16 protein-coding genes are annotated in these 17,175 nt (G+C 51.6%); 12 read left to right on the forward strand and 4 right to left on the reverse strand.

Annotated elements, in window-relative coordinates; genetic code table 11:
• The 3 genes from hycC to hycA all read right to left on the reverse strand — a co-directional run bounded on the left by hycC (position 1) and on the right by hycA (position 2,955).
• Positions 1-1,815 carry a formate hydrogenlyase subunit 3 gene (hycC, locus tag AAHF05_RS17755; protein WP_129324903.1) on the reverse strand — a complete coding sequence of 605 codons (1,815 nt, stop codon included), beginning with the start codon at positions 1,813-1,815 and terminating at the stop codon, positions 1-3.
• Positions 1,812-2,420 carry a 4Fe-4S dicluster domain-containing protein gene (locus AAHF05_RS17760; protein ID WP_129324902.1) on the reverse strand — a complete coding sequence of 203 codons (609 nt, stop codon included), beginning with the start codon at positions 2,418-2,420 and terminating at the stop codon, positions 1,812-1,814. The genes hycC and AAHF05_RS17760 overlap by 4 nt, the downstream gene beginning before the upstream one ends.
• A 70-nt stretch (positions 2,421-2,490) precedes the next feature.
• On the reverse strand, positions 2,491-2,955 hold the full coding sequence (hycA, locus tag AAHF05_RS17765) for a formate hydrogenlyase regulator HycA (RefSeq protein WP_129324901.1): 465 nt from the start codon (positions 2,953-2,955) through the stop codon (positions 2,491-2,493).
• 210 nt (positions 2,956-3,165) lie between these two features.
• Here hycA and hypA point away from each other — a divergent pair, with 210 nt between their 5' ends.
• The 10 genes from hypA (at position 3,166) to AAHF05_RS17815 (ending at position 13,102) form a co-directional block, all read left to right on the forward strand.
• On the forward strand, positions 3,166-3,516 hold the full coding sequence (gene hypA / locus AAHF05_RS17770) for a hydrogenase maturation nickel metallochaperone HypA (RefSeq protein WP_114978638.1): 351 nt from the start codon (positions 3,166-3,168) through the stop codon (positions 3,514-3,516).
• A gap of 3 nt (positions 3,517-3,519) precedes the next feature.
• Positions 3,520-4,383, forward strand: coding sequence for a hydrogenase nickel incorporation protein HypB (gene hypB, locus AAHF05_RS17775; RefSeq protein WP_129324900.1), 864 nt, complete (start codon positions 3,520-3,522; stop codon positions 4,381-4,383).
• Positions 4,374-4,646, forward strand: a complete 273-nt coding sequence (locus AAHF05_RS17780; protein ID WP_129324899.1) for a HypC/HybG/HupF family hydrogenase formation chaperone — start codon at positions 4,374-4,376, stop codon at positions 4,644-4,646. The genes hypB and AAHF05_RS17780 overlap by 10 nt, the downstream gene beginning before the upstream one ends.
• Positions 4,647-4,649: 3 nt before the next feature.
• A complete protein-coding gene (hypD, locus tag AAHF05_RS17785; protein WP_129324898.1) occupies positions 4,650-5,771 on the forward strand; it encodes a hydrogenase formation protein HypD in 1,122 nt (373 codons plus the stop codon).
• On the forward strand, positions 5,768-6,778 hold the full coding sequence (gene hypE, locus AAHF05_RS17790) for a hydrogenase expression/formation protein HypE (protein ID WP_129324897.1): 1,011 nt from the start codon (positions 5,768-5,770) through the stop codon (positions 6,776-6,778). The genes hypD and hypE overlap by 4 nt, the downstream gene beginning before the upstream one ends.
• Positions 6,779-6,840: 62 nt before the next feature.
• Entirely contained in the window at positions 6,841-8,913 is a 2,073-nt protein-coding gene (flhA, locus tag AAHF05_RS17795) for a formate hydrogenlyase transcriptional activator FlhA (RefSeq protein ID WP_129324896.1), read from the forward strand.
• A 155-nt stretch (positions 8,914-9,068) separates the two neighbouring features.
• Positions 9,069-10,067 (forward strand): ABC transporter substrate-binding protein, encoded by a 999-nt coding sequence (locus AAHF05_RS17800; RefSeq protein WP_028016845.1) that lies wholly within the window; start codon positions 9,069-9,071, stop codon positions 10,065-10,067.
• A complete protein-coding gene (locus tag AAHF05_RS17805; protein WP_129324895.1) occupies positions 10,067-11,104 on the forward strand; it encodes an iron ABC transporter permease in 1,038 nt (345 codons plus the stop codon). Before AAHF05_RS17800 ends, AAHF05_RS17805 begins: the two co-directional genes overlap by 1 nt.
• Positions 11,104-11,865, forward strand: coding sequence for an ABC transporter ATP-binding protein (locus AAHF05_RS17810; RefSeq protein WP_028016847.1), 762 nt, complete (start codon positions 11,104-11,106; stop codon positions 11,863-11,865). The genes AAHF05_RS17805 and AAHF05_RS17810 overlap by 1 nt, the downstream gene beginning before the upstream one ends.
• A 16-nt stretch (positions 11,866-11,881) precedes the next feature.
• A complete protein-coding gene (locus AAHF05_RS17815) occupies positions 11,882-13,102 on the forward strand; it encodes an MFS transporter (RefSeq protein ID WP_028016848.1) in 1,221 nt (406 codons plus the stop codon).
• 5 nt (positions 13,103-13,107) lie between these two features.
• Here the strand turns inward: AAHF05_RS17815 and AAHF05_RS17820 are convergent, their stop codons facing one another.
• Positions 13,108-13,452 (reverse strand): nitrous oxide-stimulated promoter family protein, encoded by a 345-nt coding sequence (locus tag AAHF05_RS17820; RefSeq protein ID WP_128347331.1) that lies wholly within the window; start codon positions 13,450-13,452, stop codon positions 13,108-13,110.
• A gap of 175 nt (positions 13,453-13,627) precedes the next feature.
• On the opposite strand from AAHF05_RS17820, the gene AAHF05_RS17825 reads away from it, so the two are divergent.
• Together AAHF05_RS17825 and AAHF05_RS17830 are read left to right on the forward strand one after the other, a co-directional pair.
• Positions 13,628-13,858: a SymE family type I addiction module toxin gene (locus AAHF05_RS17825; RefSeq protein ID WP_028016850.1), complete on the forward strand. Its 231-nt coding sequence runs from the start codon at positions 13,628-13,630 to the stop codon at positions 13,856-13,858.
• Positions 13,859-14,263: 405 nt separating this feature from the next.
• The gene (locus AAHF05_RS17830) at positions 14,264-17,149 is read left to right on the forward strand and encodes a TrlF family AAA-like ATPase (RefSeq protein WP_374936392.1); all 2,886 of its coding nucleotides are present in this window, start codon (positions 14,264-14,266) and stop codon (positions 17,147-17,149) included.
• Positions 17,150-17,175 lie beyond the last annotated feature (26 nt).

The raw sequence follows: 17,175 nt of genomic DNA on the forward strand, positions 1-17,175 counted from the left end.
TCAGGCTCCTCGTGAAATCACAATCACTACCAGCACCGCCAGCTCGATAACGGCCAGACGGCGGAACAGCGCAGGCACGGCAGCGCTCTGCCAGCCAGGGATCCAGGCCACCGGGTTCAACCAGTGGCGAAGCTTCAGCACGGCAGCAAAGTTCTCTTTCACCGGCATGGCAAAGCCGTGGGCGGTGATCACCATTGATTGTTCATGTTCATAACCGCAGGCCCACGCCGCACCGCGCGAGCGGGAGGCGAGTCGGTCGCGCTTGAAGAACAGCATCAGAATGAATGGCAGCAGCGGCGCGGCAATCAGCAGCAGCGCAATCATCGGCTGAGAAACGGTGGTATTCGCCACGGTCAGCGGCAGCGGAATAGCGCTTCCCAGCAGCGGCAACAGCCACGGCGCAGCGACGCCGCCCGCGATGCAGCACAGCGCCAGCGCAACCACGCTCCCCCCCATCAACACCGGTGCACAGCAGGCATTTTCAGCTTCGCGGGTGCGCGGCGCGCCGAGGAAGGTGACGCCGTAGACTTTCGCCATACACATCACCGCCAGCGCCCCGGTAATCGCCAGCCCGACCGCCAGAAGCGGCCCCAGCAGACGGGCGATAAACGCGTCGCTCTGGCCGAGCGCGAAGAAGGACTGATAGATCACCCACTCCCCGGCAAAGCCGTTGAGCGGCGGCAGCGCCGCCATCGCCATCAGACCGACCAGCATCGCCAGTGAAATCACGGGCATCTTTTTGCCAATGCCGCCAAGCTTTTCGATATCGCGATGGCCAGTGCGGAACCAGACGCTCCCCGCGCCCAGGAACAGCGTGCTTTTAAACAGGCTATGGTTAATCAGGTGATAGAGACCGCCGATAAAACCGGCGGCAATCAGCGCCGGTTGATTGAGCGCTAACCCGGTCACGCCCGCGCCAATACCGAGCAGGATGATGCCGATATTTTCCAGCGTGTGGTACGCCAGAAGACGCTGGATATTATGCTCCATCAGGGCGTACAGACCGCCGACGAACGCGGTGATCATCCCGGCGATCAGCAGCACGACGCCCCACCACAGCGGAGGCTGGCCGCCGGTCAGCGTAATCGCCAAAATGCCGAACAGACCGACCTTCATCACCACCACAGAAAACAGCGCGGCAGCAGGTGCGGAGGCATTCGCATGCGCCTGCGGCACCCAGCCGTGCAGCGGGATGATCCCGGCGAGCAGGCCAAAGCCAATAACGCCCAGCAGCCAGACGTCATTCCCCAGCGGATGACCGTTGAGTGCGGAGAAGTCCAGCGTGCCGAAGCGCTGCCACACCAGCCAGCAGGCCAGCGCCAGCAGCAGCGTCCCGAGACGGCCCAGCGCAAACCACAGTTTGCCGGAGGCGCTGCAGCCCGTCAGGAAGACACCACACAACGCCATGATTTCCGCCATCACCACCAGCGCCCCGAGGTTACTGGCAATAACGGTACAGACCGCCGTTGCCAGCAGCAGGTTAATCAGCAGGCCGTTGGCTTTAATATTCTGATGGCGGTGCCAGTCAATATTGAACAGACTGATAAACAGACCGCACAGGCCAAACGTCACCAGCCAGATGGCATTTAGCGGCGTAATCTCCACGGTGTGGCGAATCAGCGGCATCATGGCCTCTACGGATTGACCACCGAGCAGGACGACACCGCCCGCCGCCAGCGTCATCAGGCTACCGACCGCCCCGCCGATTCCGGCGATCCAGCCGCTCAGGGTTTTATGCAAAGAGAAGATCAGCGCCAGTACTGCGGCGGCGGTAAAGTACGCCACGGCGCTGTTGATCATGGTTATGGCGTTCATTTCACCTCCTCATTAAGCGCCTGCAGAAGCGAAAGATCGCCAAAATCGCTATTGATGGTCAGCTCACGTTTACGCTTGCTGGTGCGGGCGATATCGCGGATGTTAACCAGAATCAGCGCTTTGGTCGGGCAGGTGCGTACGCACGCTGGACCTTGCTCATCAAAGCTGCACAGGTCGCATTTCACCGCGACGGCACGAATGCCGGGGACCCAGTCAAGCAGCGTACTTACCTTCGCGGGGGCCGGGGGCGCAGGAGGGGCTTTCGGCGTGTTGGCATTAGCCGGAATATGCAGCGGGCGGCTGCCGGAAAATTCAATCGCGCCGAACGGGCAGGCAATTCCGCACAGCTTGCAGCTCACGCACAGGCTTTCGTTCAGCTGGACAGCGCCATCAACGCGAGTGATGGCATTCACAGGGCAAACACCCGCGCAAGGGGCATCTTCACAGTGATGACAGAGCTGCGGGGCAGACTCCTTTTCATTACGCATGATGTGCAGACGCGGCATGGACTGCACCCCATGCAGGCGATGCGTTTCCGAACACGCCGCCTCACAGGTTCGACAGCCAATACAGACCGTCGAGTCAGCAATTACAAAACGGTTCACCGGGTTATCCTCTGGTGATAGTCATTTTTGACGAAAAACTGTCTTGTCGACATTTCTCGACACGTAAGAGTCAGGCCACATTCGCTGAGGCATGCCCATCCATCAACTGCGCCAGATTGACCGGGAGATCGTGTTCAACGGCGGCGTATAAACCGTCATAAACTGGCGCGATTTTTTCCAGATAGTGCTCCAGCACCTGCTGGCGATCGCGGTTACTGACGTGACCATCCACCATGCCGTCTACCATCAGCTGTGCCTTCCCAATACACTGTTTTTCACCGTCTTTTGTCTCGAGGTAGTACTCGATGGTGTGGCTGTTGAAGTTATCCGCCAGGGTAACGTTGATGGTGAAATGGCCGAAGAGGACAAAGCGCATATCACCTTGTGCCGCGCAGCTCATTGCGTGGTGAAGACGTGCTTTCGACAGGGTGATGCCCTGAACCAGAGAGTTGCAGTACAGGTGCCACTGGTCCTGTAATTGCTGATGGCGCTGCGCGATGTAATCCGCTTTTTCGCTGATTTCCCAAATAGTCATAAAAGGTATCCGGTTAATGGAGATAGCGGCTGTTAAGCAGATTCCATGCCAGTTTTTATTTTATTGATTTTAAAGAAATTAAAATAATAGACACCTGTCAACTCCGCGGTGTCGACGTGTCATTTCGACAGCGTTGACATCGTCACCCCTTAACAAAAATCAAGCTGGCATTGTTATTGCATTACCGGGGCAATTCATTGAGGAGGCGTCATGCACGAAATCACCCTCTGCCAGCGGGCTCTGGAGCTTATCGAACAGCAGGCAGTGCAAAACCACGCGAAACGCGTCACCGGTGTCTGGCTGAAAGTCGGGGCATTTTCCTGTGTCGAGACCAGCGCCCTGAATTTCTGTTTTGAGCTGGTTTGTCGCGGCACGCTGGCGGAAGGCTGCGAACTCCATATTGAAGAGCAGCAGGCAGAGTGCTGGTGTGAACAATGTCAGCAGTACATCACCCTGCTCTCATCGAAGGTTCAGCGCTGTCCGCAATGCCAGAGTGCCGGGCTGCGCATCGTGGCGGATGACGGCATGCAGATCCAACGACTCGAAATCGAGAAGGAGTAAATTATGTGTAGCACCTGCGGTTGCGGCGAAGGCAACCTGTATATAGAAGGGGATGAACACCGTCCTCACTCCGCGTTTCGCTCCGCGCCCTTTTCACCCGCCCCGCGCCCTGCATCGGCATTAACCGGTATCACTTTCGCTCCTCAACAATCTGACGCGGGTGACCTGCATTACGGTCACGGTGAAGCGGGGACACATGCGCCGGGCATCAGCCAGCGCCAGATGCTGGAAGTCGAAATCAACGTGCTGGACAAAAATAACCAGATCGCCGCCCGCAACCGTGCCCGTTTTGCTACCCGCAAACAGTTGGTGCTGAATCTGGTCTCCAGCCCCGGTTCCGGCAAAACCACGCTGCTGACAGAGACCCTCAAACGCCTGAATGCGCGCGTCTCCTGCGCGGTGATCGAAGGCGATCAGCAGACTGTCAACGACGCCGCCCGTATTCGCAAAACCGGCACGCCTGCCATTCAGGTCAATACAGGCAAAGGCTGCCACCTGGATGCGCAGATGATTGCCGACGCCACCCCACGTCTGCCACTGGCAGATAACGGTATCCTGTTTATTGAAAACGTCGGCAACCTGGTTTGCCCGGCGAGCTTTGACCTCGGTGAACGGCATAAAGTGGCCGTGCTTTCGGTGACCGAAGGCGAAGACAAGCCGCTGAAATACCCGCATATGTTTGCCGCCGCGTCCATCATGCTGCTGAACAAGGTCGACCTGCTGCCATACCTGAATTTTGATGTGGATAAGTGCCTGGCGTATGCCCGTGAAGTCAACCCGGACATTAGTATCCTGCTGGTGTCCGCCACGCGCGGTGACGGTATGGAAAACTGGTTGAACTGGCTGGAGAGCGAACGATGTGCATAGGCGTACCGGGACAAATTCACGCCATTGACGAGAATCAGGCCAGAGTGGATGTGTGTGGATTATTGCGCGATGTAGACCTGACGCTGGTCGGCAGTGTTGATGAAACTGGCGCTTCACGCCTCGGCCAGTGGGTGCTGGTGCACGTGGGCTTTGCCATGAGCGTGATTAACGAAGCGGAAGCGCGCGACACGCTCGATGCGCTGCAAAATATGTTTGATGTGGAGCCTGACGTGGGCGCTCTGCTGTACGGCGAGGAGCGATAGCAGATGCGTTACGTTGATGAATACCGCGCGCCAGAACAGGTGATGCAGCTTATCGAACACCTGAAAATGCGAGCGGCGCTACTGGACTACAGCGCAGCAAAACCACTGCGCATTATGGAAGTGTGCGGTGGTCATACCCATGCCATCTTCAAATTTGGTCTCGACCAGCTTCTGCCAGAGAACATCGAGTTTATTCACGGCCCTGGCTGTCCGGTGTGTGTTCTGCCGATGGGACGTATCGACAGCTGTATCGAAATCGCCAGCCAGCCCGACGTCATTTTTTGCACCTTTGGCGACGCGATGCGTGTGCCAGGGAAAAATGGCTCACTATTGCAGGCTAAAGCGCGTGGAGCGGACATCCGGATCGTCTACTCGCCGATGGATGCCCTGACGCTGGCAGCGGATAACCCCACCCGTAAAATCGTGTTTTTCGGTCTGGGTTTTGAAACCACCATGCCGGCCACGGCAATCACGCTACAGCAGGCCAGAGCCCGCAACATCAAGAACTTTTTCTTTTTCTGCCAGCACATTACGCTCATCCCCACGCTGCGTAGCCTGCTGGAAGAACCGGGTAACGGCATTGACGCTTTCCTGGCACCAGGCCATGTCAGCATGGTCATCGGTACAGACGCCTACAGTTTTATCGCTGAACAGTACAATCGTCCATTAGTGGTGGCTGGTTTCGAACCTCTTGATCTACTGCAAGGCGTGACCATGCTGGTTGAGCAGAAAATAGCAGCCCTGAGTACGGTGGAAAATCAGTACCGCCGCGTCGTGCCTGACGCAGGCAATACACGCGCTCAGCAAGCCATTGCGGAGGTGTTTAGCGTCGAAGGCGACAGTGAATGGCGCGGCCTGGGACTGATTGCCGAATCCGGCGTGCGTCTGACGCCTGCGTATCAATCATTCGATGCTGAAGCGCATTTCCATCCGCAACCACAACAGGTTTGCGACGATCCCCGGTCTCGCTGCGGCGAGGTCCTCACGGGCAAATGCAAACCTCACCAATGCCCGTTATTTGGCAACACCTGTAACCCGCAAACGGCGTTTGGCGCGCTGATGGTCTCCTCAGAAGGAGCCTGTGCCGCGTGGTATCAGTATCGCAATCAGGAGTGTGAAGCATGAGCACGGTGGAAATGGCGCATGGCAGCGGTGGGCAGGCAATGCAGCAGCTGATTAGCCGGCTGTTTATGGAGGCGTTTAATAACCCCTGGCTCGCTGAGCAGGAAGATCAGGCGCGCATTGACCTGGCAACCCTCACCGCGCAAGGCGACAGACTGGCGTTCTCCACCGACAGCTATGTGATTGACCCGTTGTTCTTCCCGGGCGGCGATATCGGTAAGCTCGCCATCTGCGGCACAGCAAACGACGTCGCTGTCAGCGGTGCCGTTCCACGCTACCTCTCCTGCGGATTTATCCTTGAAGAAGGTTTAGCGCTGGAGACGCTTACAACAGTGGTTAACAGTATGGCGAAGACCGCGCGGGAGGCCGGGATTGCCATCGTCACAGGTGATACCAAAGTGGTGCAGCGCGGCGCAGCCGACAAGCTGTTCATCAACACCGCCGGCATGGGGGCTATCCCTGCCGATATTCACTGGGGGGCACAACAGCTTAACGTCGGCGACGTGCTTCTCGTGACAGGAACGCTGGGCTGTCATGGAGCGACTATCCTTAACCTGCGCGAAGGTTTAGGGCTGGATGGCGAACTGTGTAGCGACTGCGCGGTGCTCACCCCGCTTATTCAGACACTGCGTACCATTCCGGGCGTAAAAGCCCTTCGCGACGCCACCCGTGGCGGCGTGAATGCCGTGGTACATGAGTTCGCGGCAAGCTGCGGGTGGGGTATTGAACTTAGCGAGCGTAGTCTGCCCGTTAAGCCTGCCGTTCGCGGCCTGTGTGAATTATTGGGTCTTGATCCTCTCAATTTTGCCAACGAAGGCAAGCTGGTGATCGGCGTTGAACGCCACGTCGCTGACGTGGTACTGGACATGCTACGTGCGCATCCTTTAGGGAAAGAGGCCGCCATTATTGGTGAAGTGGTTGAGCGCAAAGGGGTGCGCCTGACCGGGATTTTCGGCGTGAAACGTACGCTGGATCTACCACACGCTGAACCATTACCCCGTATTTGCTAGGCCGCGCCAAAAGCAGTCAGCGCTGAAATTCTTTTATTTGCCAGTTTCTATTGGAAAGCAATATGCCGTATACACCGATGAGCGATCTTGGACAGCAGGGCCTGTTTGATATCACGCGCACACTTTTACAGCAGCCCGATCTCGGTGCGCTGAGCGATGCCCTGACGCGCATGGTCAGGCAATCTGCACTGGCAGACAGCGCCGCCATTGTGCTCTGGCATAGCGGAACGCATCGCGCGAGCTACTACTCCACGCGTGGTAATGACAAAACGTTTGAATACGAAGATGAAACCTATCTCGCTCATGGCCCGGTGCGCCGTATTCTCTCCCGGCCTGAAATCCTGCACTGTAATTTTGAGGAGTTCCGGCAGGCCTGGCCGAGGCTGGCGGAAAGTTCTCTCTATCACTCTTTCGGTCATTACTGCATGTTGCCGCTGGCCGCAGAAGGCCATATTTTTGGTGGCTGCGAGTTTATCCGCACAACCGACCAGCCCTGGAGCGAGGCGGAATACGAGCGTCTGCACACCTTTACTCAGATTGTGGCCGTCGTCGCGGAGCAGATCCAAAGCCGTGTCACCAATAACGTCGATTACGACCTGCTGAGCCGCGAGCGCGACAACTTCCGCATTCTGGTCGCTATTACCAACGCCGTGCTTTCCCGGCTTGATATGGATGAACTGGTCAGCGAAGTCTCGAAAGAGATCCACCACTATTTCAAAATTGATGCCATCAGCATTGCGCTGCGGGGGCATCGTAAGGGCAAGCTGAATATCTACTCCACACATTACCTCGATGAAGCCAACCCGGCACACGAGCAAAGCGAAGTGGATGAAGCGGGTACGCTGTCTGAACGGGTCTTCAAAAGCAAAGAGATCTTGCTGCTTAACCTTGATGAGCAGGATCCGGTAGCCCCCTATGAGCGGATGCTGTTTAACACCTGGGGCAACAAAATTCAGACCCTGTGCCTGCTGCCGCTGATGTCTGGCAATACCATGCTCGGCGTGCTGAAGCTGGCGCAATGTGAGGAAGGAGTGTTTACCACTGCCAACCTGAAGCTGCTGCGCCAGATCGCCGAGCGAATCTCCATCGCGCTGGATAACGCCCTGGCCTATCAGGAGATCCACCGTCTGAAAGAGCGGCTGGTGGATGAAAACCTGGCCCTGACCGAACAGCTCAACAACGTGGACAGCGAGTTTGGTGAAATCATCGGGCGCAGCGACGCGATGTACAGCGTGCTCAAGCAGGTGGAGATGGTGGCTCAAAGCGACAGTACAGTTCTGATCCTGGGCGAAACGGGCACGGGTAAAGAGTTGATTGCCCGCGCCATCCACAACCTGAGCAACCGCAATGGTCGCCGGATGGTGAAAATGAACTGCGCGGCTATGCCTGCCGGTCTGCTGGAAAGCGATCTGTTCGGCCACGAACGCGGGGCGTTTACCGGTGCCAGTAGCCAGCGCCTGGGTCGTTTTGAGCTGGCGGACAAAAGCTCGCTGTTCCTCGACGAAGTCGGCGATATGCCGCTGGAACTGCAGCCTAAACTACTGCGGGTATTACAGGAGCAAGAGTTTGAGCGTCTTGGCAGCAACAAGCTGATCCAGACCGATGTACGGCTCATTGCCGCCACCAACCGTGACCTGAAAAAAATGGTCGCTGACCGCGAGTTTCGCAGCGATCTCTACTATCGCCTGGATGTCTTCCCGATCTTTCTGCCGCCCCTGCGCGAGCGCCCGGAAGATATCCCTCTGCTGGTCAAAGCCTTTACTGCCAAGATCGCGCGCCGGATGGGGCGAAACATCGACAGTATTCCTGCCGAAACGTTACGCACACTCTCGTCTATGGAGTGGCCCGGCAATGTGCGTGAGCTGGAAAACGTCATTGAACGTGCGGTGTTACTAACGCGAGGTAGCGTGCTGCAACTGTCCCTGCCTGAGGTGACCCTTTCTGACATGACCGTGCCCACCGCCGAGATAGCGAAAGAGGGAGAAGATGAATATCAGCTCATTATGCGCGTACTGAAAGAGACCAACGGCGTGGTAGCCGGGCCAAAAGGGGCGGCACAGCGTTTAGGGTTAAAACGGACCACCCTGTTGTCGCGTATGAAGCGTTTGGGAATTGATAAAGAGAGCCTGGTTTAAGCTGTCATTCGGGCGGTGTTTTTCTGGCACCGCCTTTTGTACCCCCTCGTAATGTCCCTCATTGACACGCAATATTTTCCTCTGTATAAAATTCCGCCTTAATAATGAGTTTCATTTGCATCAAAAAAAATAATGTTAATGATGGGTAGCATTTCATGAAAAAGATCTTCTGCGCGTTAGGCCTGGCGGTTGCGTCGGTCAGTTCTGCTCTGGCAACAACGTATCCTCTGACAATTGAAAACTGTGGCTATAAAGAGACGTTCACCAAAGCACCGGAACGCGTCGTGGCCCTGGGTCAGAACACCGTCGAAATTTTGCTCCTGCTGGGTCTGGAGGATAAGGTGAAGGCCAGCGCCTTCTGGCCGACCAAAGTGCTACCGCAGCTGGCGGAACAGAACGCGAAAATCAAAACCCTGACAGTTGAAATCCCTACCCTTGAATCCGTGCTTGCGCAAAATCCTGACTTTGTCCCCGCCCAGACGCCGCTGCTGCTGGGGCCGGAAAGTAAGGTCGCAAAACGCGAAGACCTGATGACCCTCGGCGTGAACAGCTACGTGTCACCGGGCATGTGCGCGACCAAAAAAGCCACCGGCGATATGTATGGCAGCCGCCAGAAGCTGTGGGATATGACGTATCTCTATCAAGAGATTGAGGATTTCGCCAAAATCTTTAACGTTGAAGATCGCGGCCAGGCGGTGATTGCCGATTTCAAAAAACGCGAGGCCGAGCTGCGTAAGGAATTCGGCAAGAATAAAAAAGACCTTTCGTTTGTCTTCTGGTTCTCCAGCTCATCCCCTTCTGCAGATGCTTACGTCGGTGGTAAAAATAGCCCCTCCGGGTTTATCGCCAGCCTGATGGGTGGTCATAACGCTATTACGTCCGAGACCGAATGGCCAACCGTAGGTTGGGAAAGCATTATTGCCGCAAATCCGGATGTCATCGTGGTGTCCAGCCTGGACCGCAACCGCTGGGCGCTGGATAACGCGGAAGAAAAAATCAAATTCCTGAAGAACGATCCGGCGGTCAGCCAGCTGGATGCGGTGAAAAAAGGTCATATCGTAGTGATGGACGGCCAGGCGATGAACCCGACGATTCGCACGATTTACGGGGCTGAGCAGGTCGGCGAACAGCTCAGAAAGCTGGGGCTGAACTGATGACCGTCGCTGTTCTTCAGGCCCGACAGGGCCTGGTTCTGACAACGTCATGTTTGCTCGCGTTTGTACTGTTATTTCTGGTCATCGCGCTTGGCGTCAGCGTCGGCGAGCTGTCCATCCCACTGCAAAATGTCTTTTATGCTATCAGCAATAAAATGGGGCTTACCCAGGTTCCGCTCAATCGTATCTATGAGAGTGTTATCTGGGACTTTCGCCTGAGCCGCGCGCTGGTGGCAGCCTGCTGTGGCGCGGGGCTGGCCATCTGCGGCGCAGTATTACAGAGCCTGCTGAAGAACGCGCTGGCGGAACCTTACGTGCTGGGCGTATCTGCGGGTGCGTCTACCGGCGCGGTTTCCGTCGTGGTATTGGGTATCGGCACCGGTGCGGTGTCGCTCTCTGCGGGCGCGTTTGCCGGGGCGTTTGCCGCCTTTGCCTTCGTCGCTTTCCTGACGAACGGTGCGCGTGGCGGTAATGAACGGACCATTCTGGCAGGCGTAGCCGCCTCTCAGTTATTCAACGCCATTACCGCCTACACCATCAGCACCTCCGCCAGTGCCCAGCAAGCGCGTGATGTCATGTTCTGGCTGTTGGGCAGCTTCAGCGGCGTTCGCTGGCCTGAATTCCAGCTGGTGCTGGTGGTGGTACTCATTGGGTTAGCCATTTGCCTCTACTATTCCCGGGCGCTGGATGCCTTTACCTTCGGTGATGATGCCGCCGCGTCCCTGGGCATTGCCGTCCCCTGGGTGCGCCTGGCACTCTTTACCACTACCGCGCTGATTACTGCCACAATCGTCAGCATGGCGGGCTCCATCGGCTTTGTAGGGCTGGTGGTACCGCATGTGATGCGTTTCCTGTTTGGGCCGCTGCACCGCACATTGCTGATTGCCAGCGCGCTGGCAGGGGCGATCCTGATGGTGCTGGCAGATATCGCCTCACGCATGCTGATTGCCCCGCAAAGCCTGCCCGTAGGCGTGGTGACCGCGCTGGTGGGTGTACCTTTCTTTGCCGTGATTATCTACCGCTCAAGGAATAAGTGATGAGCATCTGCGCTGAAAATATTACCTGGAAGGTAGGCAAAAAAGTCATCGTTAATGACGTCTCTCTGAAGGTCTCCCGGGGTGAAACCGTCGGGCTGCTAGGACCAAATGGCTGCGGTAAATCCTCGCTTTTGCGTATCCTTGCGGGCCTTCGTCGCCCGGACATCGGCAGCGTAACCCTTGACGGGCAAGATATTTCCCGGATAGCCAAAAAGCAACTCGCCCGCCGGGTCGCCTTCGTTGAGCAACACGGGATGACCGATGCGAATATGCGCGTACGTGACGTGGTAAAGCTCGGTCGTATTCCGCACCACTCCCCTTTTTCAAACTGGAGCACGCACGATGACGAGACCGTAACCGCTGCCCTGCAACGCGTGGACATGCAGGATAAAAGCGACCAGGGCTGGCTGAGCCTGTCTGGCGGTGAACGCCAGCGGGTGCACATTGCCCGTGCGCTGGCCCAGACTCCCACTGAAATCCTGCTGGATGAACCGACCAATCACCTGGACATTCACCATCAGATGCAGTTAATGCATTTGATCAGTGAGCTGCCTGTGACCAGTATTGTCGCTATCCACGATCTCAATCATGCTTCGATGTTCTGTGATTCGTTGATTGTGATGCAGAAAGGGCAAATCGTGGCCACGGGAACACCGCAGGAGATCTTATCCGAAGAGCTGCTCTGGGACGTCTTCCGGGTAAAAACCAAAATTGAGATCTCGCCGTTCCATGGCAAAAAGCACATTCACTTTATCGTTTAGGGGCAAGTGAACAACGATGTCCCTTCGCCCTGCCACCACACTCTGGCCGCCCGTTTTACTGGGTAGCCAGTTTGTTTTTAACATTGGTTTTTATGCCGTTGTCCCCTTCCTGGCGATATTCCTGCGCGACGATATGCTGCTCTCCGGCGGGCTTATCGGGCTGATCCTGGGGCTACGCACGTTCTCCCAGCAGGGGATGTTTATCGTCGGGGGGGCGCTCTCGGACCGCTTTGGCGCGAAAGTCGTGATCCTGAGCGGGTGCGTTATCCGCGTCGCGGGTTATCTGCTGCTGGCCTTCGGGCAATCTCTGTGGCCCATTATTCTCGGTGCATGTCTGACCGGCATCGGCGGAGCATTATTCTCCCCTTCCATTGAGGCTCTGCTGGCGAAAGCGGGCACGCACAGCGAGGCGAAAGGAAAACGTAGCCGGGCGGAATGGTTTGCTCTCTTTGCTGTCTGTGGTGAGCTCGGTGCAGTGCTGGGCCCGGTTGCGGGAGCTCTGCTGACGGGGCTTGGTTTCCGCCAGGTGGCGCTGGCAGGTGCGGGGGTCTTTATCATTGCGCTAGTGGTGCTCTACTTCTGCCTCCCAGCTTCACACCACCGTTCACAGACGCTACACATACAGCCCTGGTGGACAACGTTCCGCCAGCCGCGCTTTGTCGCCTTTATCATTGCCTACAGCTCGTGGCTATTAAGCTATAACCAGCTCTATCTGGCACTCCCAGTGGAGATCCAGCGTTCTGGCGGTAACGAGAAAGATCTCGGCCCACTTTTTATGCTGGCCTCCATTCTGATCATTACCTTACAGTTACCGCTGGCGCGTTTTGCCCGACGCGTGGGCGCGGTGAGGATCCTGCCTCTGGGCTTTTTACTGCTCTCCACCGCCTTTGCGAGCGTGGCGATGTTTGCCCCGATGACGCCGCCGGAAGGCTGGCTTCGCTTACTGCCCTCAGTCTGTTTTGTGACGCTGTTGACGCTGGGACAGATGCTGCTGGTGCCATCGGCAAAAGATCTCATTCCGCGGTTCGCCGTGGAATCAACGCTTGGCGCGCACTACGGCGCACTCGCCACCGCCGGAGGCATTGCGGTACTGGCAGGAAACTTGTTGTTTGGCAGCATGCTGGATCGCGCGCTGGTGCCCTCAACGCAGGCAATGTATCCATGGCTGCTGCTGGCCCTTTTCCCACTCTGCAGCGCGCTGGCCCTGAACGTGATTTGCCGCCCACTCAGAAGCTGAACCAGTCACTTTTTCGGGCGATACTTCACCGGTAGCTCCGGCACGGGACGGCGGTCATCAATCAGATGGCGGATAGTCAGAATGGGATGACGCCACAACATACGCGGGCCTGCCCAGCGCATGACCTGCTTCATCTCTTCACGTCTGGCAGGCTGATAGCAGTGCACCGGGCACTGCTTGCAGGCGGGTTTTTCTTCACCAAATACACACTTATCCAGGCGTTTATCGGCATAAGCCTTAAGCGCCTGATAATAACCCTCTTCCTGAGAAGCCTGTGGACACTGCTTTTCATACAACGCGATCATTTTCGCAATTGTCTCTTTTTCTCGTGAAATGCGTTTACCAGACATAACGACTTACCCAGCAATAAAGTGCATTAATAATACACTTTTAAACTCCAGATTTCAGTTGTTGCATTCCTTTTTCTGAAGCCTGATTCCAGTATTAAGCCTGCACCTCATGAAAATCACTGGTATTTTATACAGGCATCAGAAATGACTATTGTCCGTGCTGCCAGGAGGCCCTATGCAAGAGATCGTGATAACCAAACCCTACCGCCATTTGAAAGTGGGATATTTCAGAAAGCGTCATGAAGACCGTAAAACCAAGATACCAAAGCGTTACAGCGTGCATGCGGCGCTGAGCTTAAAAGGTGACTGGCTTGAACAAGCAGGGTTTACCACAAATTCCCAGGTCAGAGTGGGCATAGAGCATGGAAAAATTGTCATTGAGTTAATGCCGGAAGGCACCTCGTAAAGCGCGACATTTTTCTGCGCCGTACCTTTTTTTCATGCGACAATAGAAGGAACAAACGGCCACTGAGCCGATCAAAACGGTTTATTTTCAAAGAAATGGACATCATAACTCCATGAGCACAATCGACAATTTCGACGCACATACGCCGATGATGCAGCAGTACTTTTCTTCAACATCTTACCCATTGATATGATTGAATAATTCAATATCTAACCAAATTTAGTATACATATGGGCTACACATCCTAGAAGAAAGCAATAATAGATAGCTTAGGAGAGTATACCAAGTCATCAAAAAATAATGGAACGATACTACTTGTTCACACAGATTTAAGTTATATTCTGAATAAGTATAGGTCATCATCCTATTAAATAAAAAATAAATTTAATTCAGATGGAGAAAGAAATGATCAGTAGAGGCTCAGAATGGAATAAATGGGATCTTCACGTCCATACTCCTGCATCAGTTTTGAGAAACGAATATAGAGACGACTGGGATAAATATATTATTGATTTATTCACTAAAGCTATCGAAGAAAATGTAAAAGTAATAGGGATTACTGATTATTTTTTCATAGATGGATATAAAAAGATAAAAATTGACTACTTATCTAACCATGAAAGAATGGAGCAATTATTAGGTACTGAAAATTATGAGTTAGTTAAAGAAATAAAGGTATTACCAAACATCGAGTTCAGAATTGATAAATTAGTTATCGGAAAAGAATCAGATTTAAAGTGGAATAGAAAAGTAAATTACCATCTCTTATTATGTGATTCTGTTTCTCCAGAAACCATAGAAAAAGAAATTATAAACTGTCTGAAATTTGATTTTTATTCAGAACCAGGTGCCAGAACAGACAGAAGAAACTTTACAAAAGAGAATATAATCGAATTTGGCGAAAAACTATGCCAACATCAACATAATTTTGCTGGACAAGATCCTTTATTTGTAGGGATGATAAATTCATGCTTCAATCTTGATGAACTCAAAGACATATTAAACACGAACGGAAAATTCAAAGGAAAATATATATTAGCTTTACCAGCAGATGAGGATCTAAGTAAAGTCAGTTGGAAAAGTCAAGGCCATGCCGTTCGGAAGCATCTCATAATGCAATCACACATGCTCTTCACTTCAAATAGTGGCACTATTGATTTTTGCAAAGGTGAAAAACACGAGACGATAAGAGATTATCTCAAAGAGTTTGGAAACATAAAACCTTGCGTTTGGGGTTCAGATGCACACTCCTCAGATAAAATGTTTAAACCTGACGATAACAGACACACCTGGATAAAAGCTAATCTCAGTTTTGATGGGCTAAAACAAATAATATATGAGCCTGAGTCGAGAGTTAAAATCCAAGAATCTCACCCTCAGACAAAAGCTGGATATCAAACGATATTAAGAGCAAGGTTTATATGTGAAGATAAAAAATTCCCCAAAGATTGGATATATTTAAATAAAGATTTGAATACAATAATAGGTGGAAAGTCTTCTGGCAAATCACTTTTACTTTACTTCATTGCAGCGGCTATAAATAAAAGTGCTGTTTTAGAAAATATAAACTTAGCTGACACCGATAACTATGATACACAAGGTGTTGACTTTGAGGTAGAGTGGGATGATGGAAGTATTAGTTTGCTCTCTGGCTTAGAGGATACAAAACCTATAACTTACATACCTCAATTGTATATTAATAAACTTGCGGAAGTTGAAGGAAAAAATCAGCTCAAAAAACTTATCGAGTCAATTCTGAAGCAGAATAGAGATTTTTATGAATTCAGTGAAGTAAAAGACTCTGAAATTAAGTTAAAAAACAAAGAGATAAAAGAAAGAATTGAACTTCATCAGACATTTTCAGATAATTACACAACATTATGTGATGAAAGAAATAAGATTGGTGATAAATCCTCAATTGAAAAGGAGATCAGTTCATTAGAAGAACAATGTAAAAAACTAAGAGAAAAATCAGGATTCAATCAGCAAGAAATAATAAAATACAATAAACTCAATACCATTCTAAAAAACTCTGAGAATAGACTAAGAGTAGTTGATAACTATCATTTAAACTCCACAAAGCTAATAACTGGCCTACACGAAAGGTTTCTAGATTACACTAATGCTTTAAAATCTGATTTAGCATCCTCATTAAGTGTTGCGGATACTGCTATTTTTTCCAGGAAATACTATTCCATTATTGAAAAAGGTATGGACAGTATTCGCTTAGAAACTCAAAAGCATTTTGAGTTGAAAACAAATAAAATACCAAAACTCATCGATAAAATCACACAAATAAAAGAAAAATCAGAGTTAGAGATCACTCCTTTATTATTAAAAGTTAAAGAAAAAGAAAGCCTCGACTTATTTACAAAAAAAATAAGTATCGAAAGAGAAAAACTAAGCAAAATAAATGGACTGCAACAAGTAATAGATAAATTATTAGTAGATGCAAAAGACAACCTTTCTAATTTACAAACAAATTATGCAGAATTAATGTCTTTATATCAAGACTATATTATTGAGTTATCATCAGAGCAATATAGTATTTCTGATGATATGAAAATAATCCCTAAACTGAGTTTCAATAAAGATGGATTTGATAAATTCATAGATAATTATGACATGAGAGGCAATTTACAACCTTTAATGGGTGATGCATATGATCCTAAAGAGATTTTTGCTTTTGATGTAGTAAACCATATAGAAAAAATAAATACCATTTTAGCAAATACAAAAAAAGAAACCTGTCCCAAAGTGAAAAAAGGGATTACTAAAAAGGATATCCTTTACACACTTTACGATGACTATTTCTTCATTGATTATGAAATCATCTATAATAATGATGAAATAATAAAAATGTCTCCGGGTAAAAGAGGGTTAGTTCTTTTGAATTTATTGCTGCACCTGAGCAATGCATCGCATCCAATACTCATAGATCAACCAGAAGATAACTTAGATAACAGAACTATTTATGAACAGTTAAACAGGTTTATTAAGCAACGCAAAAAAACGAGACAAATAATATTGGTTACTCATAACGCAAACCTTGTTGTTTCCGCTGATTCAGAATGTGTTATTGTTGCAAACCAAACTGGTCAAATTAAAGATGGTGAGAATGAAGAGTATCAGTTTGAATATATCAGTAATGCACTTGAAAATACTTTTGAAAAAATACAGGGTACTTGCCTTCTCAAGAGTATGGGTATAAGGCAACATGTATGTGAAATTCTGGAAGGAGGTCAGGATGCATTTAAAGAAAGAGAAATAAAATATGGCCTAAGATTCTAAATGATATATAGGAATGTTAGCAAGGT

The sequence above is a fragment of the Enterobacter adelaidei genome, from assembly GCF_041937165.1.
Lineage (GTDB): Bacteria > Pseudomonadota > Gammaproteobacteria > Enterobacterales > Enterobacteriaceae > Enterobacter > Enterobacter adelaidei.